The following is a 16,833-nucleotide window of genomic DNA, read 5'->3' on the forward strand; positions in this document are numbered from 1 at the left end:
CTCGCATGGAAGAGAATGAAACATCGCAAGCTGACAACACTTATTGTATTGGTTGCATTTATTGGTTTATTCACCCTTATTCCTTTAGGGTTAGAGCAATCTAAGACATCTAAGGCGACGGTGGAATCTTCTATTGAGAAACATGGAAGAGGTGTCTACGATTTGCTGGTACGTCCTCAAGGTTCCCGAACTAAAGTGGAAAGAAAAATGGGTATGGTAGAGGAAAACTACATTGGTGACAGCAAGGGTGGTATTTCCATAGATGAATGGGAAGAAATAAAAACGATTCAAGATATCGAAATTGCTGCCCCAGTAGCTTCATTGGGATATTTTAGAGGAATTCAGTATTCCATTGATTTACCTATTTTGGAACAACCAACAAGGTTTACTTATCGATTTTACACCACGGATGGAAAAACAAATTATCCTTTAACTCCAGAGGACGAAATTATGTATTTCGAAAAAATTGGCCATGAGCTTCAGTATGTTAAGAGGGACACTAGTGATGGTGTCTATAGTATATTTATAGCTACTAATCCTTTACCGGAAAACTATAATCTTCTAGTGGCAATTGATCCAGAAACTGAAAAAGCTTTAACTGGTATTGACTTTGCTGATTTGGAGGATGAGGATAAAAATGCTCATGAAGGGTATTATGATCCAGTTGGTGAAAATATTCCAGTAATTAAAATACTGCAGAGAGAAGATTTAAATGTCTCTTTATTTCTTGAATTAAAAGTGGAAACAATGGATGTTAGACTTGATGATTATTTTAATTTTTTGGGATTACATAAAGATGACTATATCATGAATATTGATGAAGAAGATATGATTGCAGTTTTTGAAAAATTGAATAAAGAAGTGCCAATAGATGAAAAGAAATTCTCTTTCAATTTGTCTTCATATATAAAACCATTTGATGGGGAGATGTTACGTTTAAATGAATCCTTTGAAATGGAGAAATTTGATTCAGCAATGTTAAACATGGACACATCTTCCTATTATGTCGCTTCAAAAATTGAATATGAAAATTTGGATCAAATTCCTGAAGTTTCCATTCAAAAAGAGGGACAGCCACCTTCCTATAAAATACTTGAGAAAAAGGGAGTTTCTATTGGAGAAGCAAACGAAGACCGTTCAGATATTCCGTTTTTTATATCCCAAGTAGGTACCTTTTCTTTTTCGAATAATAAAGAGGATAATTTGGCCGGGAGTCCTTTAGGGATATATGGTGAAATGCAGGCTAAGGCAGAAGATGGAAGTATATTAACCCCTACCACGTCACCCGGAAGTTTTATTCCATCACCTGCAAGTGGTGTTACAAGCTTGATAAATGCTGAGATGGTAAAAGGTGAGAAACCGATTGACGCCCTTCGTGTAAAAGTTGCAGGAATTACCGGCTACGATGATGTAGGGCGATTGAAAATAGAGGAAGTAGCTACAAGGCTGTTGAAAATGGGGTATGAGGTAGATGTAGTTGCCGGATCTTCTTTTAAACCAATGGAGTTGAATGTGGAAGGGATAGGAACGGTAATCGAGGACTGGACAACACTGGGAGTTGCACAGGAGTTATCGGATACATGGAATGTGATGAATCTGCTTACAACAATTTTACTAATCCTTTTTGGACTTTTGTGGCTTTTCCTTCGAATGGTATATGAAAAACATATCCTTGCTGCAGAGAATGATACACTTTTCATTATTGGCTGGACACAGAGAAAAATCACATTAAGAAATTTTGTGGAGCAGCATCTGATACTGATGTTTGCTTTTGGAATTTCAATAATAATTCTTATTACCATTCAGGCAAAAGTTCATATGTATTATGGGACTGTAATTTTCTGGGTTGTTTCACTGATATTATCTATGATCATATTGAAGCAAAAGAAAAAAGTAAATAAACGGGTAAATAGCTATAAACGATTTGCTTCTATTTTGTATTATAAACATCTAATAATCCCAATGATGCTGATTTTATGCCTTTCCGGTATTTTAATCTCCATTCAACTGGCAGCCCTTGGAGATTCTCTTGCCAAAGCATCTGAGACTACGCTAGGGCAATTCATAGGGGAAGAGACATTATGGTTCCAGCTTGCTATCAGTGGACTGGTAGTTTATTTAAGTACTGCTGCTTTCATTGAAGGGTTAAATACTTTATTTATGGAACGAAAACAGGAATTTGATATGTATCATCAGATCGGCTGGAAAAAGAAAAAGGTACTTGCTTTCGTAATGAAAGAATCAGCAATATGGTTTCTTTTTTCTTCAGTAATTGCATTAGTAATCAGTGGAATCGTACTTTATCAGCTTGAAATTGCATGGGTTTGGATCGGGGTAGGACTAGGATCTTCCTTCATTATCCTGAGCTTTATTTTAAGCACAATCCTTCTGACTAGAAGATATTTTTCCAAACTATAATTTAGTCATATTTAATACCCGATAGTCTTGTGATATTATATAATAACTGTAGTGAGGAGAGAGCCAATGAATTTAGACGCTCCAATAGCAATTGGAAATACAGCTAAAATTTATCTTTATGAAGGCAGGATTGTCAAAGTATTTAATGACTATTTACCGGTTACGGAATCTTTATACGAAGCGAATAAGCAAATGCTATTGTTCAATACAGGAAAGCTAATGAATCTCCTGAATTTTGAGCAGCTGTAAGAGAAAGAATGGCAAATATAAAGCCTTTAAAATTAGTAAAGCAATAAAAATCAAATAATAATAAATTTAATTTCCCTAATATAACCTCTTGTAGTAAAATAAACAGGAAATCCTTTAACGAAAGGACCTCCAGAGAGACCTTTTAGTTAAGGGATTTTTTAGTTAGCCTAATTTTAATCTAGTAATTATATGTTCCAAGTAAATCATCAGAATAGAATCGTTGTTTTTGTTGGAGAAACAGCCACTAATAATAAATCGTGTGCATTCCTAAATGGTACTGCATACGGTTTTAATTTTAAAACAGTACCTTGCATTAAATAGTACTATATGGTATATTATTAATATCAAGGTACTTGGTATAAAATAGTACTATTTATTATATAATAATAAAAATGGAGAATGAAGGTGATTGTGTCGTGAATATACAATTCAATAAAGGAGCCCTAGAGCTGTGTGTGCTTGCATTACTGGATAAAACGGACCGATATGGATACGAGCTTGTTCAAAAAATTTCCGAACAAATTACCATATCGGAAGGCTCCGTGTACCCCCTGTTAAGAAGGCTGAAAAAAGAGGATTATGTTACGACATATCTGCAGGAGTCCACAGAAGGGCCTTCACGAAAATATTATATGCTTACAGACAGAGGAAGAGAATATCTGCGAGTGATTATTCCTGAATGGCAGGCATTCTCAAGCGGTGTGAATTACCTAATAAAGGAGGGTGCTGGAAATGAATAGGGAGCAATTTTTAAAGCAATTAAATACATCTTTAAAAAAACTGTCCAATGAAGAAAGAGAAGATATTTTACAGGATTTTCTGGAGCATTTTGATATCGGCAAGCGTGAAGGGAAATCAGAAGAAGAAATTTCTAAATCACTTGGTTCACCAAATCAAATCGGAAAAGAGTTAATAGCAACGCATTATCTGGGAAAAGCAGAGGACAATTATTCGGTAGGTAATGTTTTTCGGGCTGTTTGGGCAGTTATCGGTTTGGGTTTTTTTAATTTAGTTATTGTGCTTGGACCATTTATAGCGATACTTTCTGTTGTTTTGGCAGGGTGGATAGCAGGGCTTGCTTTTATTGTTTCACCACTGCTAGTTTTGATAAATTTAGTAATTTATCCCGTGACATTTGAATTTTTTGATTTATTCTTTTCGATTGCACTAACTGGTCTTGGCTTATTGATCGCAATTGGAATGTTTTATGCAACGAGATTCATTACATCCGGATTTGTTCGCTATTTAAACTACAATGCAAAGCTTGTTAAAGGTGGGTTGAAACATGAATAATGTTAAGAAAATAGTTATGATAGCCTTACTTCTCCTGTTAGTCGGGGCAATTGGAAGTATTATAACATTTAATTTTACCGAACCAACTTCAGTTGCAGAAGCAAAAGAGGTTGACGATAAGAATATTACTGCGATTGACATTCAATCAAATAATGAAAAAGTAGAGATTATTCCTGCAAAAGATCAGAAAATCAGAATTGAACTTTCAGGCAGAAGTAGTGAAAAAAAGAAAAATTTATCCGTTGAAGAAAATGGAAATACATTATTCATTCAAACAGATAATCAGAATCATAAGCTTTTTAATTTTGGATTTTTCACGGATTCTTTAACATTAACGGTATATTTACCTGAAAAGTTATATGACACACTGATGGTAGAAATTGATAATGGCAGCCTGGAAGCGGAGGCTTTAAATATTAAGGATATCAAGGCAGCTTCAAAAAATGGACGTATAGATATGGAGAATATTACAGCTGAGACGGTACAGGTGAACACAGATAATGGGGAAATAGAACTTTCTCAGGTTGAGGGGGAAATTACGGGAAAAACAAATAATGGAGCGATTTCACTGGAAACCCAAAGTCTGGACCAGCCACTTGAGCTTGAAACCGATAACGGAAGCATTAAAGTTCAAACAGAGAAAGAGCCAATAAATGTCATATTTGACGTAAGGACCGCTAATGGCAGTGTTAAAGTATTTGGCGATTCCAATTGGAAAACAGTGGTTGGAACTGGCGATAATTTGATAAAATTGAGAACGAACAATGGGAGTATCAGGGTAGAGAAATAACTAGAATAGGTGCTAGTCCCGCGCTTTATTACTGTAAAGCAGTGGAGGACTGGCACCATGGTTGTCGCAAGCGGAAGCAGCTAACCCAAGAAAAAAATTGTAGCCCGAGCAACACAAATAAAATGAAATTTTCGTGCTGGATTTTATTGAATTTAGATTTTCCATGAGCATAGTTTCACACAAGTAAAATTTGACAACACCAAAATACTATTCTATTATTGACCTAATTAAAATCGGAAATAAAACGTCTGAACGGGGCTTCTAGTACAGTGAAAACCTGGGGGCAAAAAAGAGAAAACAGTACAAAGGATGCTTCTGAAAGACGATTGGCAGCCAAGCAAAGTTTGATAAATAACATGGAAACCGCATCCGATCTCAGGATGCTTTTTGAAGAACCCAGGAAACAAGTTCTATTCTTGCGTAACTTTTCCATATTAAGAAATGGCATTGCCCTATTTGATCCAATTAATATAGATGTATATCCAAACGAGCGCTTTTTTATAAAAGGAAAGAATGGTGTCAGAAAGTCTACATTACTGGATTTTATACTAGGGAATGAAGATTTGGAAACAGAGGGGAGTATAGCATTAATCTGCCTGAAAATTTATCTGTTTTGCAGCAAAAAAATCAGGATGACTTAGACTATTCTTCATTCATCAACAAACTGACTTCCAGGGAGAAAGAAGGCTATTGGCACTTATTACATCAATTAGGTGTTCACAGATCCAGTTTTTCAGATAAATCAAGCAAGGATTGGAGCTCAGGTGAACAGAAAAAAGTATTCTTGGCTGATGCACTATTAGGGGAAAATGCGTTATTTGTTTGGGATGAAGTAACCAACTATTTGGATATTGTAGTTATTAATCAGCTGATTGATGCGATAACTAAATTTCAGCCCACCATGATTGGTGTTGATCATAATGAATATTTCGTTAATGCTGTAGCTACTAAAGAGATAGAATTGATAAGTAGTTTTTGATGCAGACTGAGCAAATAATATGGAATACTGCATTGGGCTTAAGAATAAAATAGGCAGGGAATCTGTTGTTTGTTCCCTGCTTATTGCTTTAACTTTCTGGGAAATCGTAACAAATTGCGGGAAATGAAGAGTCTCTTTAATAAAGGATTTACTTTAGGCAAAACACAGTTGCAAGTATCTGAAATCTATAGGCTATATTCATTGATGTTGCGAAGTTTTTTCTCGTGCTGAACACTTTTACTGGATAAATAATCCACTGTTTCCTGTGTTTCTGTCAATTCAACTCGGATACCATCGCCCTTTTTTTCAAGTCGATTAAAGCGGGTATCTACATGCTTAAAGCCCTCAGACATTTGCTTTTCCAACCCCGAATTCATAACATCCATCCGGTTTTCTAGTCCCAACTTCATGTCGTCCATCCGGTTTTCTAGTCCCAACTTCATGTCGTCCATCCGGTTTTCTAGTCCCAACTTCATGTCGTCCATCCGGTTTTCTAGTCCCAACTTCATGTCGTCCATTCGATTTTCTAGTTCCAACTTCATGTCGTCCATTCGATTTTCTAATTCCGATTTCATATTATCCATCCGATTTTCTAACCCCGACTGCATTCCATCCAATTTTTCGTCCATTTTTTTCTCGATTGTTTTTGAATGCAACTCTAAGGCTTTTAAAATTTCCTGTAAGCTTGATTGTTCCATCTACTTTCACCTCCCACCTAAATCAAATCTAAATCTATTATAAACGATGACTGGTATTTTGAAAAGGAAGTATCAGAGGGACTGAAATTGCATTATGAAGGGTATAAAATGCTGGAAAATAGCAAATTCAGAGGAGAATAGTAGGTAAGAAATATAAATTCTGATAATAAATTGTATTAATATATCCATTTTAGCTAATATAAATTTTTCGAAATGAATTTCGGTAATCACACACAAACTGCGAACAGGCCTTGCCTAAGTCCGCAGTTTTTCATTACATAAAACAGCTAATCCTTCTTATCCCGCTCACTGCCATCATCTAGTTCTTCACTAGTCTCGGTTTGATATTGCCTGATAAGTTCCTTTTCCTAAAGGCGAGCGAATTACCTCTTCTGTTAATTCTTCATTCGCCACATATTTATGGAAAAAAACTCTCCTACGGCAATGATCAGTGCGGATATGATGGCTGCATTTCCGAGTGCGATATTTCTGTCGATCAGGAAGAGACCTAGATACCAATCTTCAGCAAATGCATCAGGCTTATGAAGCTCGTGTGATGGAACTGAAGAGCGAAGAAGCTACACTTCGTATTTAAAATGCAGAGGAAAGAGCGAATAAAGCAGAGGAAGAAGTGAAGTGGTCGAGCTATAATCAACAGAATAAAGTTGAAAGTTCATATAACGCATATTCTCAGGCTACATTAATTGGGAAATAAACAATGTTGCAATCCCAAAATATATGAGTAGGGATAAAATGTCATTAATTGTTGTGATCAATGGACCTGAAGCTACAGCAGGATCAATATTAAATCGATAGAGAATCAGTGGAATAATTGTTCCAGATAATGTACCTATAATTAAGGTGATAAGTAGTGAAATACCAACTACGAAGCCTAGCATAGCGCTTCCCTGCCAAACATAGGCAATAATAGAAATTATTATTCCACACGTAATCCCAATAATGATACCGACCCATAATTCTCTTAAAATTAATTTGATGACTTGTTTAACTCCAATGTCATTTGTTGTTAAACCACGAACGACAACAGCAAGAGATTGCGTACCTGTATTTCCTGTCATACCAGCTATCATTGGCATAAAAAAGGCTAGAGCTACAACCTGCTCAAGAGTCTCTTCAAAACCGGCAATGATACTGCCTGAGACAATCCCAATGAATAATAATAAGATTAGCCAGGGTAATCGACGGTATGCTGCTATAAATGCTTTCGTATTAAAGTCAAGCGATTTACCGGAAGCAGATAATTTTTCGATATCTTCATGTGCTTCTTCGTAGACAATATCTATAATATCATCGAATGTAACAACCCCAACTAATGTGTTATTTTTCTTTACTACCGGCATGGTAACAAAATCGTAACGCTGTATTAACTTGGCTACTTCTTCTTGGTCTGTATCGGTTTTAACTTTTACAACCCTTGTATGCATAATGTCTTCTATCTTTTCATACATATCTGCCAACAGTAAATCCCGATAGGATACGACACCCATCAATTTTTTATCATCATCAATAACATAAAGATAATTGAGGTACTCCGCTAATTTAGCAAAGTGCTTTAATTTATCGACAGCCTCCCGAACGGTGTATGATTTATTAATCCATACAAGTTGATTATTCATTATTCGCCCAGCAGTTTCCCGAGGATATTTCATTAGATTATGTACAATTTCAGACTCTTCCTGCTTCATTCCGGATAATAAATGCTCTATTTTTTCTGGTTCCAAATCGGTTAATAAGGATACTAGATTATCATTATTCATTTGCTCAAGAACTTTCGATGATGTTTTAGTTCCCAGCTGTTCCAATACTTTTAATTGTTCTTTTTTATTAAGTAGCTGAAGACTGTCTGTTTGTTGTTCAATGGTTAAAAAGGCAAGTAAATTATTTCGATATTTAGCAGGTGTTTGATTATATATTTGCGCAAGATCATATGGTTGTAGTTCTTTAATCAATGTTTGAAGTTCTTGTTCATCGCTTTTTTTCAAGGCTTGAATGACTGCAAATAACAATTGATTTTCGGACTTTTGCTGATAAATAAGATCTCCCCCTTAACGAAGCTTCAGCTTTCATTGATATTTCGATTAGTTTGGGTAGAAATTTGTAATAATATCCCTGAGGAAACCATCGTAATTAAGATGGAGTGGCACTCCTTATTTTCGTAAAGAGCATGCCTTGGATGACTTAAGAGCTACGAAATCTATGATGATTATTTATTTTAACCAACAATCTACCCTGTAAAGAATCAATTCATATAGCAATATACTTAAGTGGTGGCAAAATGTCAACGTACTATAAAAGTTGAGTTTTATGTAGACACTGTTACAATATAATTTTGGCTTATTAGATTAATTGAAAGTAGGTTTATCGATTGAAAGTAATATCCTCATCTGCAAGCTTGTTTGTATTTATCGGTCTTATTTTTTTGATATTGTTTGGGATCGTTAGTTTTGGAGTTTACAAAGAAACTAACTGGATAGATTACATAGATTCAGTGCTGATTGAAGTGAATCAGTCAAATGTAACAGACACAAAAACGGTTTTCTTAGGAACGTTAACGGAAATTGGCAACATAAGGTTAGTTATTATATTATCGGTTAGTTTAATTGGTTTTCTTTTTGTGAAAAAATGGTATGTGGCAGGTCTTTGGTTTGGTGGAACAATTCTTTGTTGTGCTGCAATTGGAACCAAGTTAATTAAATTAGCCGTTGACCGAACGCGGCCAGATATACTTCCTTTAATTGAAAAGACGACGGAAAGTTTCCCTAGTGGACATGCTACATCGGCTACCATTTTTTATGGTATTCTTGGGTTGGCGCTTATTCTTCTTATTAAAAAAACGTGGAAAAAAATGGTGATCAGTATAGTCACACTTGCGTTAATTGGAATCGTTTTAATGACAAGAATTTACCTTGGTGTTCATTTTCCAACCGATGTTATTGCGGGATTTTTATATGGGATGGCATCAGTATTTATCTCTGTTGCAGTTTATCAGCTTGCTCAACAGCCATTGCAACAAGTTCTTAGGCGATTCAAATTATCGGATCAAAGCGTAACAATTACCAAGCTAACGACCAAGAAGCATCGATCCTAATATGAACACAATAGGATTAATGTTAATGAAAAATAACCAGTCACTTCAAAGAGCATGAAGAAAATAAAAATATACTGCACTAGGTCTGGAAATCGAAGCTATAAAAGAAAATTTACTGTTTAAATTGAATCACAGTCCATTTTAGAAAGGTTAAAGATAATGATTAATTGGTGAATAAAAAAAGTAGACATTTTTTCGTTCTCCAATCAAGAAGATAAGTTAAATTGGAAGGTACTGCATGTCAAATGCTGATATGCTTGACCAGATAATTGTTTTAAAAGCAGAAGAATAAAGTTCGCCAAACGCTTGCATCTATTGCGATAAAGAAGGTGATATTCCTATGATTGAAAAAGATAATCTCAGTGTACGGTATTTACAAGAGAAGGATAAGGACTTGCTGGTAAAATGGCTTTCCAGCTCCTCTGTTCTTGAATTCTATGAAGGAAGAGACAATCCCTTCGATTTAAAAAAGGTAAATCAGTCGTTTTATCAAAAGGATGAGGACGTGAAAAAATGTATCGTGGAATATTACGGGGCACCAATTGGCTATATGCAGTTTTATGAAATAAATAGTCAAACAAGTACAATTAATCTTTATGATGCGGAAGAAAATATATATGGAATGGATTAATTTATCGGTGAGTCTGACTATTGGAATAAAGGGATTGGTACATTGCTTGTGAAGTCAGTGGTGGAGTATTTAATCAAGCATAGAGAAGCGGACCGGATAATTATGGATCCACAAATAACGAATGCAAGGGCATTAAAATGTTATGAAAAGTGCGGATTTAAAAAAGTGAAGATTCTGTTAAATCATGAATTTCATGAAGGTGAATACAGGGATTGCTGGTTAATTGAGTATACGAACGCTTGTCCTAAGCGTATAAATGCGTATCCCTTTTGCTAAACTAACGATAAATCGTAGAAATAGTTGTAGGAGGGGTTAAAATGATACCAATAAAGAGAGAAATGTACTACCTGGATGCAACCGAAATGAGTCTTGGAGTGGATTTTGAAGTGGTTACAAATACGCCATTTGCTGAGGTTGCTGTGGAGAGACTGTATGGTGTGGACAATCACAGGATTGATTATGGTTTGATAAAAATACTAGGCCTTGGTGTGGTCAAAAATAATCATTTTGCTGACTGGTATATCTATGATGCAGCCGGTGAACACCTTTTGAGTGAAATCATCCGACTACGCATTTATTATCAGCTAAGCCATCCTGAGTTTGATGATAAGGAACTGGATCGATGGATATTTGGAGATGTGGCAGGAGTGAATTATGTGCTTCGTCTGACTGGATCACATGGTGCATGGATTATTTCGCGGTTGAAGGAGATTTTTAACGACAAAAAGGGGGGCGTGGCAGCGTTTCCGATTGGATAGGTTGAAACGGTAAAATAAATCACCAATCCCATCAAGAGAAGTGGTAAAATTGGGAAAAATAATAACTCCTCAGAAGCCTAGCTATAGAACATGAGGGGTTATTTTTTAATTTTGATCGGACATGACGAATGTATGAAAATAGGATCCTGAAAAACGAATTGAAGTTAACCTCGGTTATTGTGTACACAAAAAATGGGCATATGACAAAGGCTATATTTCTACTGATCTTTCGTAATCTTATCCCACTCTGTCTTCTTATACTTCACAAATTTTAACATCATGTTTATAAAATCAGGGTCATATTCTCTGTAGGAAAGACTATGTGCCCAGGTTCTCATTTCCTCATATTCTAGATGTTTCGGATTATGATAAATCTTTAAAAAGTGGCTGTACCCAATAAAGCCACCTACATCCTCTGGAGGGGCAGTTCCTTCGCCAGCTACAAGAGTTGGATAACCATAATGGTAATCTTCTTTAACACTTTCCAGGGTGAGCAGAATTCTCCACCCATCACCAAAATCGTACGTATAATGTAGCTCTCCATGATTTTCTAAATAGCTATCGAATTTGAGACCAGTTGGTTTACGGACGACTTTTTTTAAATGTTGGATTCTCGCTTCTTCAAATTTTACAAATTCGGGAGGTGTATCTTTAATTCGTGCTTCTATTTCTTTTTGATGCTTTTTAAAGTACTGATGTTCCTGGTAAGCCACTTCATCATTGGTCACTATCATGTTGTCATTGATTAAGTCAAATTCAAATAAGTGATAATCCTGGAAATTAGTCGTAGTTTGAATCACGTCATGAAGCCGGTTAAATGTCGCATCTGCCGGCATGATAACCCTTCTCCATATGGCAGGATCAGCATCAATCATCTCGATTATAATTTGGTATGCTTTCATGAAAACACCTCTTTCTGATTTCTTGTAACAATTATAGCCTATCTGATACTATTTAAACAAAAATAATATGGAAGCAGAGAGGGAATCATACATGTTCATATTATCAGATTAAAACAAGGACAAAAAAGTTAGCAAAGTAATCGAAAACTGACAACAGACATTTTAACTTTATCTAGTGTTATATGTACTCAGTCTTTTCTTAAATCAGTGCCAATTCCCAAACTATAATGTTGTACGGTGGTGGGGGACTGGTACTGATTTAAGAATACTATAAAGCACAGTAGTTTGACATTATCTTGCTCTTTAAATTTGCTTACTTTATCACGCATTAACGGGCTGTAATACCCCCACCTCCAAATGTGGGAAATCCCAAACGTGAAGGTGGGGGAGGAAGGGAAACCTCCACTGAATGAAGTTTCACTTTATAGGAACCGATTTATCGTTTCCTCTGCAATATGTCAGTTAGCCTTAATCTAACTAAATTATTAATGCCCCTCTTAAGAAGACATTGACTCTGCCTTCGTTTGGTGAACTGTACCAAAAGGATGTTCAGGTGGTGCATAGATCGAGTACAGCTTCAGCGGCTTGTTCCCTGTATTTATTAGATTATGCCATTTACCAGCAGGCACCATGATGGCATAATCCTCACTCACATCTTGTTGAAAAGTTAAGTTGCTTTCTGTATTCCCCATCTGCACAACACCTTGGCCCTCTTCAATCCGCAAGAACTGATCAACAGAAGGATGAACCTCCAAACCGATGTCGCTGCCAACCGGGATGCTCATTAACGTCACCTGCAAATAATCCCCTGTCCATAAAGCTGTACGAAATGTATCGTTTGCTTCGGCAGCATCTTCAATATCCACCACCAATGGCTGTTTTCCATGATCCTTTAAATCAATCCTCGCATCCCCATGTGACGCAAGCCAATCATTATTTCCTGCATGCCTTAACGCATTTGCATAAGCTGGATATCCAGTTTGTCTGCCATAGTTATGCATTGGTGCGTTGGTGTAATAGTGATATGGATACATGTATGGATAATAGTACATATATGCTCAATCCTTTCGAAAATTTATCATCCTTATAGTATGCAGAGGGGTGGTTGAATGTACTTGGGGTGAGGTTTATCCTCAGCTGTTATGGAGTATACGAAATTTTTTATTCTAGGAGAATTATGAATAAATATAGTATTATTAAATCACGATTCATGTAAATTAGCACCAGCTTCAAAAAAATATTCAAATTAAACTACTTCCATCATAATAGCATAATTAATGTAGTTCCTTTTTTTTACCACTAATCATATTAAAAATAGATTATTTTAATCAAAATTATATATTGTTTCGATTAATAAGATGATTTATAATTGATAATATACAGAAAATATTAAATTAAAGAGTTGAATGATAATTATTGATAATGGTAAATCTGCAAGGGTTCTCCGACGGTTATGATCGGGCGGTTATATCAACCTCAATAAATAAGGGAGATGAATCTAATGATGGATTATGAAGTATTCTCAAGGCGCTGGGGTTACGGACAGATTATTACAAGTCCGGTTAAAGGGAGTGTGGAAAGTATTAAGATCGAATCAGGACAAAAAATCTGCGAACAACAATTATTAGTAATGATTCAAGAAGAGCAAGGAAATGTTAAACAAATTTTGACTGGTACAAGCGGAATAGTTGAGTCATTAACTGTCAAAGTTGGTGACAAAGTAGTTCGTGGTGATGTTCTCCTTTTTATCAAGGAAGATTAATAAAAAGGAAAAAGTCAAAGGGTGATTGATAATCAAATGTTAGAGCCACTATTATCCTATGAAATCCTTTTTGTAGTATATCCGTCCTTCCTTGAAATTACCTCATTGATAAATGAAGCGTTAACAAGTGAAAAATCTTGAGTTATTGTTGATAAAAGATGATAGAAGCGGAACTTTTTAAGAACGCAAGTGGAGCGAATAATGATACTGAAACAACAGTATCATTATTCGCTATTATTATAAATGCATATAAGCAGTGCATGAATATGTCACAGCCTACCACACAAGTGCTTTTTTCACAGGCTAAGAATATACCAAAGTAATAGATGGTTTTTATCATTTACTCACATGTTGTAAAAATTGAATTCGGCAAAAACGCAGACACCAGATAATGCGGTGGAGGCACTGCAGCTAATTTTCGTGAAAGAATACATGTTAAAACAATCAGGAAAATGAAGGCTTCATTAGTTGTTTAGATATGATCTTTATAATAAATTAAATAATAAAAAGAATAGGCGGCTGAAATGGCGGAGGATCCGAACAATTATTTATTCCCTGTGATAAATGATACCTAACTTCAACAAAGAAGCGATCCCCATAACAGTGATCGCCTGCAACTTCTATTTTCTTCCATCATTTAATCTTCTTGCTTCTTCAGGACTGGACATTTTAGATGTTCCTTTATATCGTAGATTTACATCTCGGTCGGATTGCACACGTCCGCTTTCTCGTAGTTTGTTTTCTTGACGGTCTTTTCCCAAATTAATGCACCTCCTTGGCTTAATTTGAGTAATTGAAACAAGATTTATTCATTTCGAATTGAAAATTGAATTGAAAAAGTAGCTAAGTTCTCTAGTACTGTTCCAGCTCACTAGGTAAATAGCAAATGGGAACAGCGATCTACCCTTGTCTCGTGACCATTTTCCCTGCATGAAATTAAACCTTTCATCAATAGGTTCAAAAAGAGGTAGACTCCATTAATCTCAGTAATAATATAGGCATATTAAGGGTGATTTAATCAGCACTGTTTAAATTTGGATCATCATAGGAACGCTTGTTTGTTCTTGCTTAGGAAACTATAAAATTCAAATGCTGTGAATAACTTAGTTTCCGGAATAGCTACGTCCAGCTCCAGCGGTAAAGCCTTAGCGAGACTTCCCTCACCTCCGTATGATAAAGAAGACCTGCCGATTGGAACTTGAAAAGTTGATGGATTTAAAAATTGATTACGCCTTCAATCAATTTTTCAGAAATCAAAAGAATAAAGCGATAACTGTTGTATTTTTGAATCCGATTTTACAAAAAACGGGTCGAAATCGAATAAAGGATATTTCATTTGCAAATAGGAATATAGGTGGTGAATATGAACAGGATAAGCAGTCAATAATGAATCTATTAGTTGCAAAGGAAACAATTGCTCGAAAACTTATCGCAAAAGGAATGGAAATTGATTTGTTGCTGAAGCCACGGAAATGACAAAATAGGGAATCTTGGAATTTAAATAAGATATGAAAAAATGATTGATTGTACCGTCTATATAATGATCTTTTTTTGTCTTACTGTCCTCGCTGTAAAGGAAATTGTCTATTTCTTTGCAGCAATATTTTAGAGGTTCAATTAAGGTCAAAGAATTCTTCGTTTCAATCACGAGGATGAACAGCAAATAGGACAAGGTACCTGTCCTTGCCTATTCCGCCTTCTCCCATTCTCGGTGATTATCTTCACTATGGATGAATTCTCTTATCTCATCGGTCGTTAGCCCAAGTTGTTTTGCTTCTAAGATAAGACGTACCCATTCACTATCCAGTATCATTCTATTCCTCCTCAAAAAAAGTTAGGCTAACACGTCAATTTCGTACAAGTAGTAAAATACTCCCATGAATACAATAGCTTATAGAAGTTAAAATGAGGTTAAAATTTTCAATAAATTTTAAAAATGACAGAGAAAAAGAAAAAAAATAGCTTTTTTATCGTCTGATTTTGCATTTTTGATTTATTTATATTATGTATGTTTTTGGTCTAATTTCCATGATGATGTATAGGTGGGATGAATTCATAGCTGAATATTCTGACTGTTATAATATAATGGGGTGGTTTGGTTCGTCTTCTACTTTTATGTAATGCTTTACTTACACGGTATTGACATCGGTAAAGGAATCTATTATCAAAATCAGATCAAATAATTGCTCTACACTAAATACTTAATTCGGAAGCTGAATTAGGTGAAAGAGAGGGAGATGATTACTATATAACAGGAAATTTTACTTACGCAAATCCTCAGGTTGGAACTTTTGAGGATGATAATGAAAACGTTCTAGTAATGTATCAAGATCCGCACGATTACATTACAGCTTCTTGGTATAAGTCTGATGTACCAACCTGGAATTATCAATCTGTCCATATATTTAGTTTTTTAGCAATTTGGTTAATTCTATAATCTCTTTTATCGTCACTTGGGTCAACGTACACTAGCTTTGTATTTTGAATAATTTCTCTGTAGAAGCTTTCACCTGCAGGATAATTGCCATGTTAGCTTCTTCATTCGTCAAACCAGTCCTTTTATTGTTGTAAAATCAATTAAAGTAACGAGTAGTATATTGAATCTCATCATTTCGATTAACGAATTATCCAAATAATAAAAAAGACTAAATTAACTGGAGCGGTATTTCTAACAGGGTTAGTTTTACGCTTAGTAGATTTATAATTCTATACTTTAGCGACTATTACGGCAAACAAGTTAGTAGGTGAAAGTTAATTATATTCCCCAATCTGATTTTAAAATCCCTTTAAGAAACTGTAATTGTTCATGACCAATTTTATCAGCGATTTTCCCTTCCAGATCAGCTTTCAGTGATTCGTTTTTTTCATAGCATTTTTCCCCTAATTCGGTCAAGCGGATGCTTTTGTTCTTTTTATTATTTTTTACATTACTGACTTCAACTAATCCCTTTGATTCCAGACTTTTTATTAATTTATGAGTTGCCTGTCTGGAAATGTCCACATTTCTTGAAACATCCGCAATCGTAGGCTCGTTTTTATATATTTTTGCCATAATGAACCACTCGGTGTTTGATAGTTTAATATCACTGTGATCATTCCATAGATTTTCGGTTAATTTCCGCAGTTGAAGGTGGCGTTCACTTAACACATCAAAAAAATCTAAATTTTTTAAAACAATTCCCAATGAAATCACTCCAATCCAATTCTTACCGAAAATACTATACAAAAATAACCGCATATTGTC

19 protein-coding genes and 1 pseudogene are annotated in these 16,833 nt (G+C 35.3%); 13 read left to right on the forward strand and 7 right to left on the reverse strand.

Going from position 1 to position 16,833, the window contains the following annotated elements; translation table 11 throughout:
• Window positions 1-15 precede the first annotated feature (15 nt).
• The 7 genes from AC6HVZ_RS12355 (at window position 16) to AC6HVZ_RS12385 (ending at window position 5,729) form a co-directional block, all read left to right on the forward strand.
• A complete protein-coding gene (locus tag AC6HVZ_RS12355) occupies window positions 16-2,418 on the forward strand; it encodes an ABC transporter permease (protein WP_497558473.1) in 2,403 nt (800 codons plus the stop codon).
• 66 nt (window positions 2,419-2,484) lie between these two features.
• Window positions 2,485-2,667 (forward strand): hypothetical protein, encoded by a 183-nt coding sequence (locus tag AC6HVZ_RS12360; RefSeq protein WP_497558474.1) that lies wholly within the window; start codon window positions 2,485-2,487, stop codon window positions 2,665-2,667.
• Window positions 2,668-3,083: 416 nt separating this feature from the next.
• Window positions 3,084-3,407, forward strand: a complete 324-nt coding sequence (locus AC6HVZ_RS12365; RefSeq protein WP_497558475.1) for a PadR family transcriptional regulator — start codon at window positions 3,084-3,086, stop codon at window positions 3,405-3,407.
• Window positions 3,400-3,960, forward strand: coding sequence for an HAAS signaling domain-containing protein (locus tag AC6HVZ_RS12370; RefSeq protein WP_497558476.1), 561 nt, complete (start codon window positions 3,400-3,402; stop codon window positions 3,958-3,960). Before AC6HVZ_RS12365 ends, AC6HVZ_RS12370 begins: the two co-directional genes overlap by 8 nt.
• Window positions 3,953-4,750, forward strand: coding sequence for a DUF4097 family beta strand repeat-containing protein (locus AC6HVZ_RS12375; protein ID WP_497558477.1), 798 nt, complete (start codon window positions 3,953-3,955; stop codon window positions 4,748-4,750). The genes AC6HVZ_RS12370 and AC6HVZ_RS12375 overlap by 8 nt, the downstream gene beginning before the upstream one ends.
• A 269-nt stretch (window positions 4,751-5,019) precedes the next feature.
• Window positions 5,020-5,391, forward strand: coding sequence for an ATP-binding cassette domain-containing protein (locus AC6HVZ_RS12380; RefSeq protein ID WP_497558478.1), 372 nt, complete (start codon window positions 5,020-5,022; stop codon window positions 5,389-5,391).
• On the forward strand, window positions 5,364-5,729 hold the full coding sequence (locus AC6HVZ_RS12385; RefSeq protein ID WP_497558479.1) for a P-loop NTPase family protein: 366 nt from the start codon (window positions 5,364-5,366) through the stop codon (window positions 5,727-5,729). Before AC6HVZ_RS12380 ends, AC6HVZ_RS12385 begins: the two co-directional genes overlap by 28 nt.
• Window positions 5,730-5,914: 185 nt before the next feature.
• Here the strand turns inward: AC6HVZ_RS12385 and AC6HVZ_RS12390 are convergent, their stop codons facing one another.
• Together AC6HVZ_RS12390 and mgtE are read right to left on the reverse strand one after the other, a co-directional pair.
• Window positions 5,915-6,427, reverse strand: coding sequence for a hypothetical protein (locus AC6HVZ_RS12390; RefSeq protein ID WP_497558480.1), 513 nt, complete (start codon window positions 6,425-6,427; stop codon window positions 5,915-5,917).
• Window positions 6,428-7,122: 695 nt separating this feature from the next.
• Window positions 7,123-8,481: a magnesium transporter gene (mgtE, locus tag AC6HVZ_RS12395; protein ID WP_497558504.1), complete on the reverse strand. Its 1,359-nt coding sequence runs from the start codon at window positions 8,479-8,481 to the stop codon at window positions 7,123-7,125.
• A gap of 332 nt (window positions 8,482-8,813) precedes the next feature.
• Between mgtE and AC6HVZ_RS12400 the strand changes: the two genes are divergently transcribed.
• The 3 genes and pseudogenes from AC6HVZ_RS12400 (at window position 8,814) to AC6HVZ_RS12410 (ending at window position 10,925) form a co-directional block, all read left to right on the forward strand.
• Entirely contained in the window at window positions 8,814-9,536 is a 723-nt protein-coding gene (locus AC6HVZ_RS12400) for a phosphatase PAP2 family protein (RefSeq protein ID WP_497558481.1), read from the forward strand.
• Between the two features lie 340 nt (window positions 9,537-9,876).
• Window positions 9,877-10,443: pseudogene (locus AC6HVZ_RS12405) on the forward strand (GNAT family N-acetyltransferase).
• Window positions 10,444-10,484: 41 nt separating this feature from the next.
• Complete coding sequence (locus tag AC6HVZ_RS12410; RefSeq protein WP_497558482.1) at window positions 10,485-10,925, forward strand: hypothetical protein; 441 nt, start codon at window positions 10,485-10,487, stop codon at window positions 10,923-10,925.
• A 218-nt stretch (window positions 10,926-11,143) separates the two neighbouring features.
• Here AC6HVZ_RS12410 and AC6HVZ_RS12415 read toward each other — a convergent pair whose 3' ends face one another.
• Window positions 11,144-11,827 carry a plasmid pRiA4b ORF-3 family protein gene (locus tag AC6HVZ_RS12415; RefSeq protein ID WP_497558483.1) on the reverse strand — a complete coding sequence of 228 codons (684 nt, stop codon included), beginning with the start codon at window positions 11,825-11,827 and terminating at the stop codon, window positions 11,144-11,146.
• A gap of 497 nt (window positions 11,828-12,324) precedes the next feature.
• Window positions 12,325-12,879, reverse strand: a complete 555-nt coding sequence (locus AC6HVZ_RS12420; RefSeq protein WP_497558484.1) for a cupin domain-containing protein — start codon at window positions 12,877-12,879, stop codon at window positions 12,325-12,327.
• Window positions 12,880-13,328: 449 nt separating this feature from the next.
• On the opposite strand from AC6HVZ_RS12420, the gene AC6HVZ_RS12425 reads away from it, so the two are divergent.
• Window positions 13,329-13,589, forward strand: a complete 261-nt coding sequence (locus AC6HVZ_RS12425; protein ID WP_497558485.1) for a biotin/lipoyl attachment domain-containing protein — start codon at window positions 13,329-13,331, stop codon at window positions 13,587-13,589.
• Between the two features lie 620 nt (window positions 13,590-14,209).
• Here the strand turns inward: AC6HVZ_RS12425 and AC6HVZ_RS12430 are convergent.
• A complete protein-coding gene (locus AC6HVZ_RS12430) occupies window positions 14,210-14,350 on the reverse strand; it encodes a YpzI family protein (RefSeq protein ID WP_497558486.1) in 141 nt (46 codons plus the stop codon).
• 409 nt (window positions 14,351-14,759) lie between these two features.
• Between AC6HVZ_RS12430 and AC6HVZ_RS12435 the strand changes: the two genes are divergently transcribed.
• Window positions 14,760-15,065 (forward strand): PD-(D/E)XK nuclease family transposase, encoded by a 306-nt coding sequence (locus AC6HVZ_RS12435; protein WP_497558487.1) that lies wholly within the window; start codon window positions 14,760-14,762, stop codon window positions 15,063-15,065.
• A gap of 211 nt (window positions 15,066-15,276) precedes the next feature.
• Here the strand turns inward: AC6HVZ_RS12435 and AC6HVZ_RS12440 are convergent, their stop codons facing one another.
• Window positions 15,277-15,402, reverse strand: a complete 126-nt coding sequence (locus AC6HVZ_RS12440; RefSeq protein ID WP_497558488.1) for an anti-repressor SinI family protein — start codon at window positions 15,400-15,402, stop codon at window positions 15,277-15,279.
• 384 nt (window positions 15,403-15,786) lie between these two features.
• Between AC6HVZ_RS12440 and AC6HVZ_RS12445 the strand changes: the two genes are divergently transcribed.
• Window positions 15,787-16,026 (forward strand): FMN-binding negative transcriptional regulator, encoded by a 240-nt coding sequence (locus AC6HVZ_RS12445; protein ID WP_497558505.1) that lies wholly within the window; start codon window positions 15,787-15,789, stop codon window positions 16,024-16,026.
• A 318-nt stretch (window positions 16,027-16,344) separates the two neighbouring features.
• On the opposite strand, the gene AC6HVZ_RS12450 is transcribed toward AC6HVZ_RS12445, so the two are convergent.
• Window positions 16,345-16,773 carry a MarR family winged helix-turn-helix transcriptional regulator gene (locus AC6HVZ_RS12450; RefSeq protein WP_497558489.1) on the reverse strand — a complete coding sequence of 143 codons (429 nt, stop codon included), beginning with the start codon at window positions 16,771-16,773 and terminating at the stop codon, window positions 16,345-16,347.
• Window positions 16,774-16,833 lie beyond the last annotated feature (60 nt).

It is taken from the genome of Oceanobacillus sp. NCCP-135 (assembly GCF_059698015.1).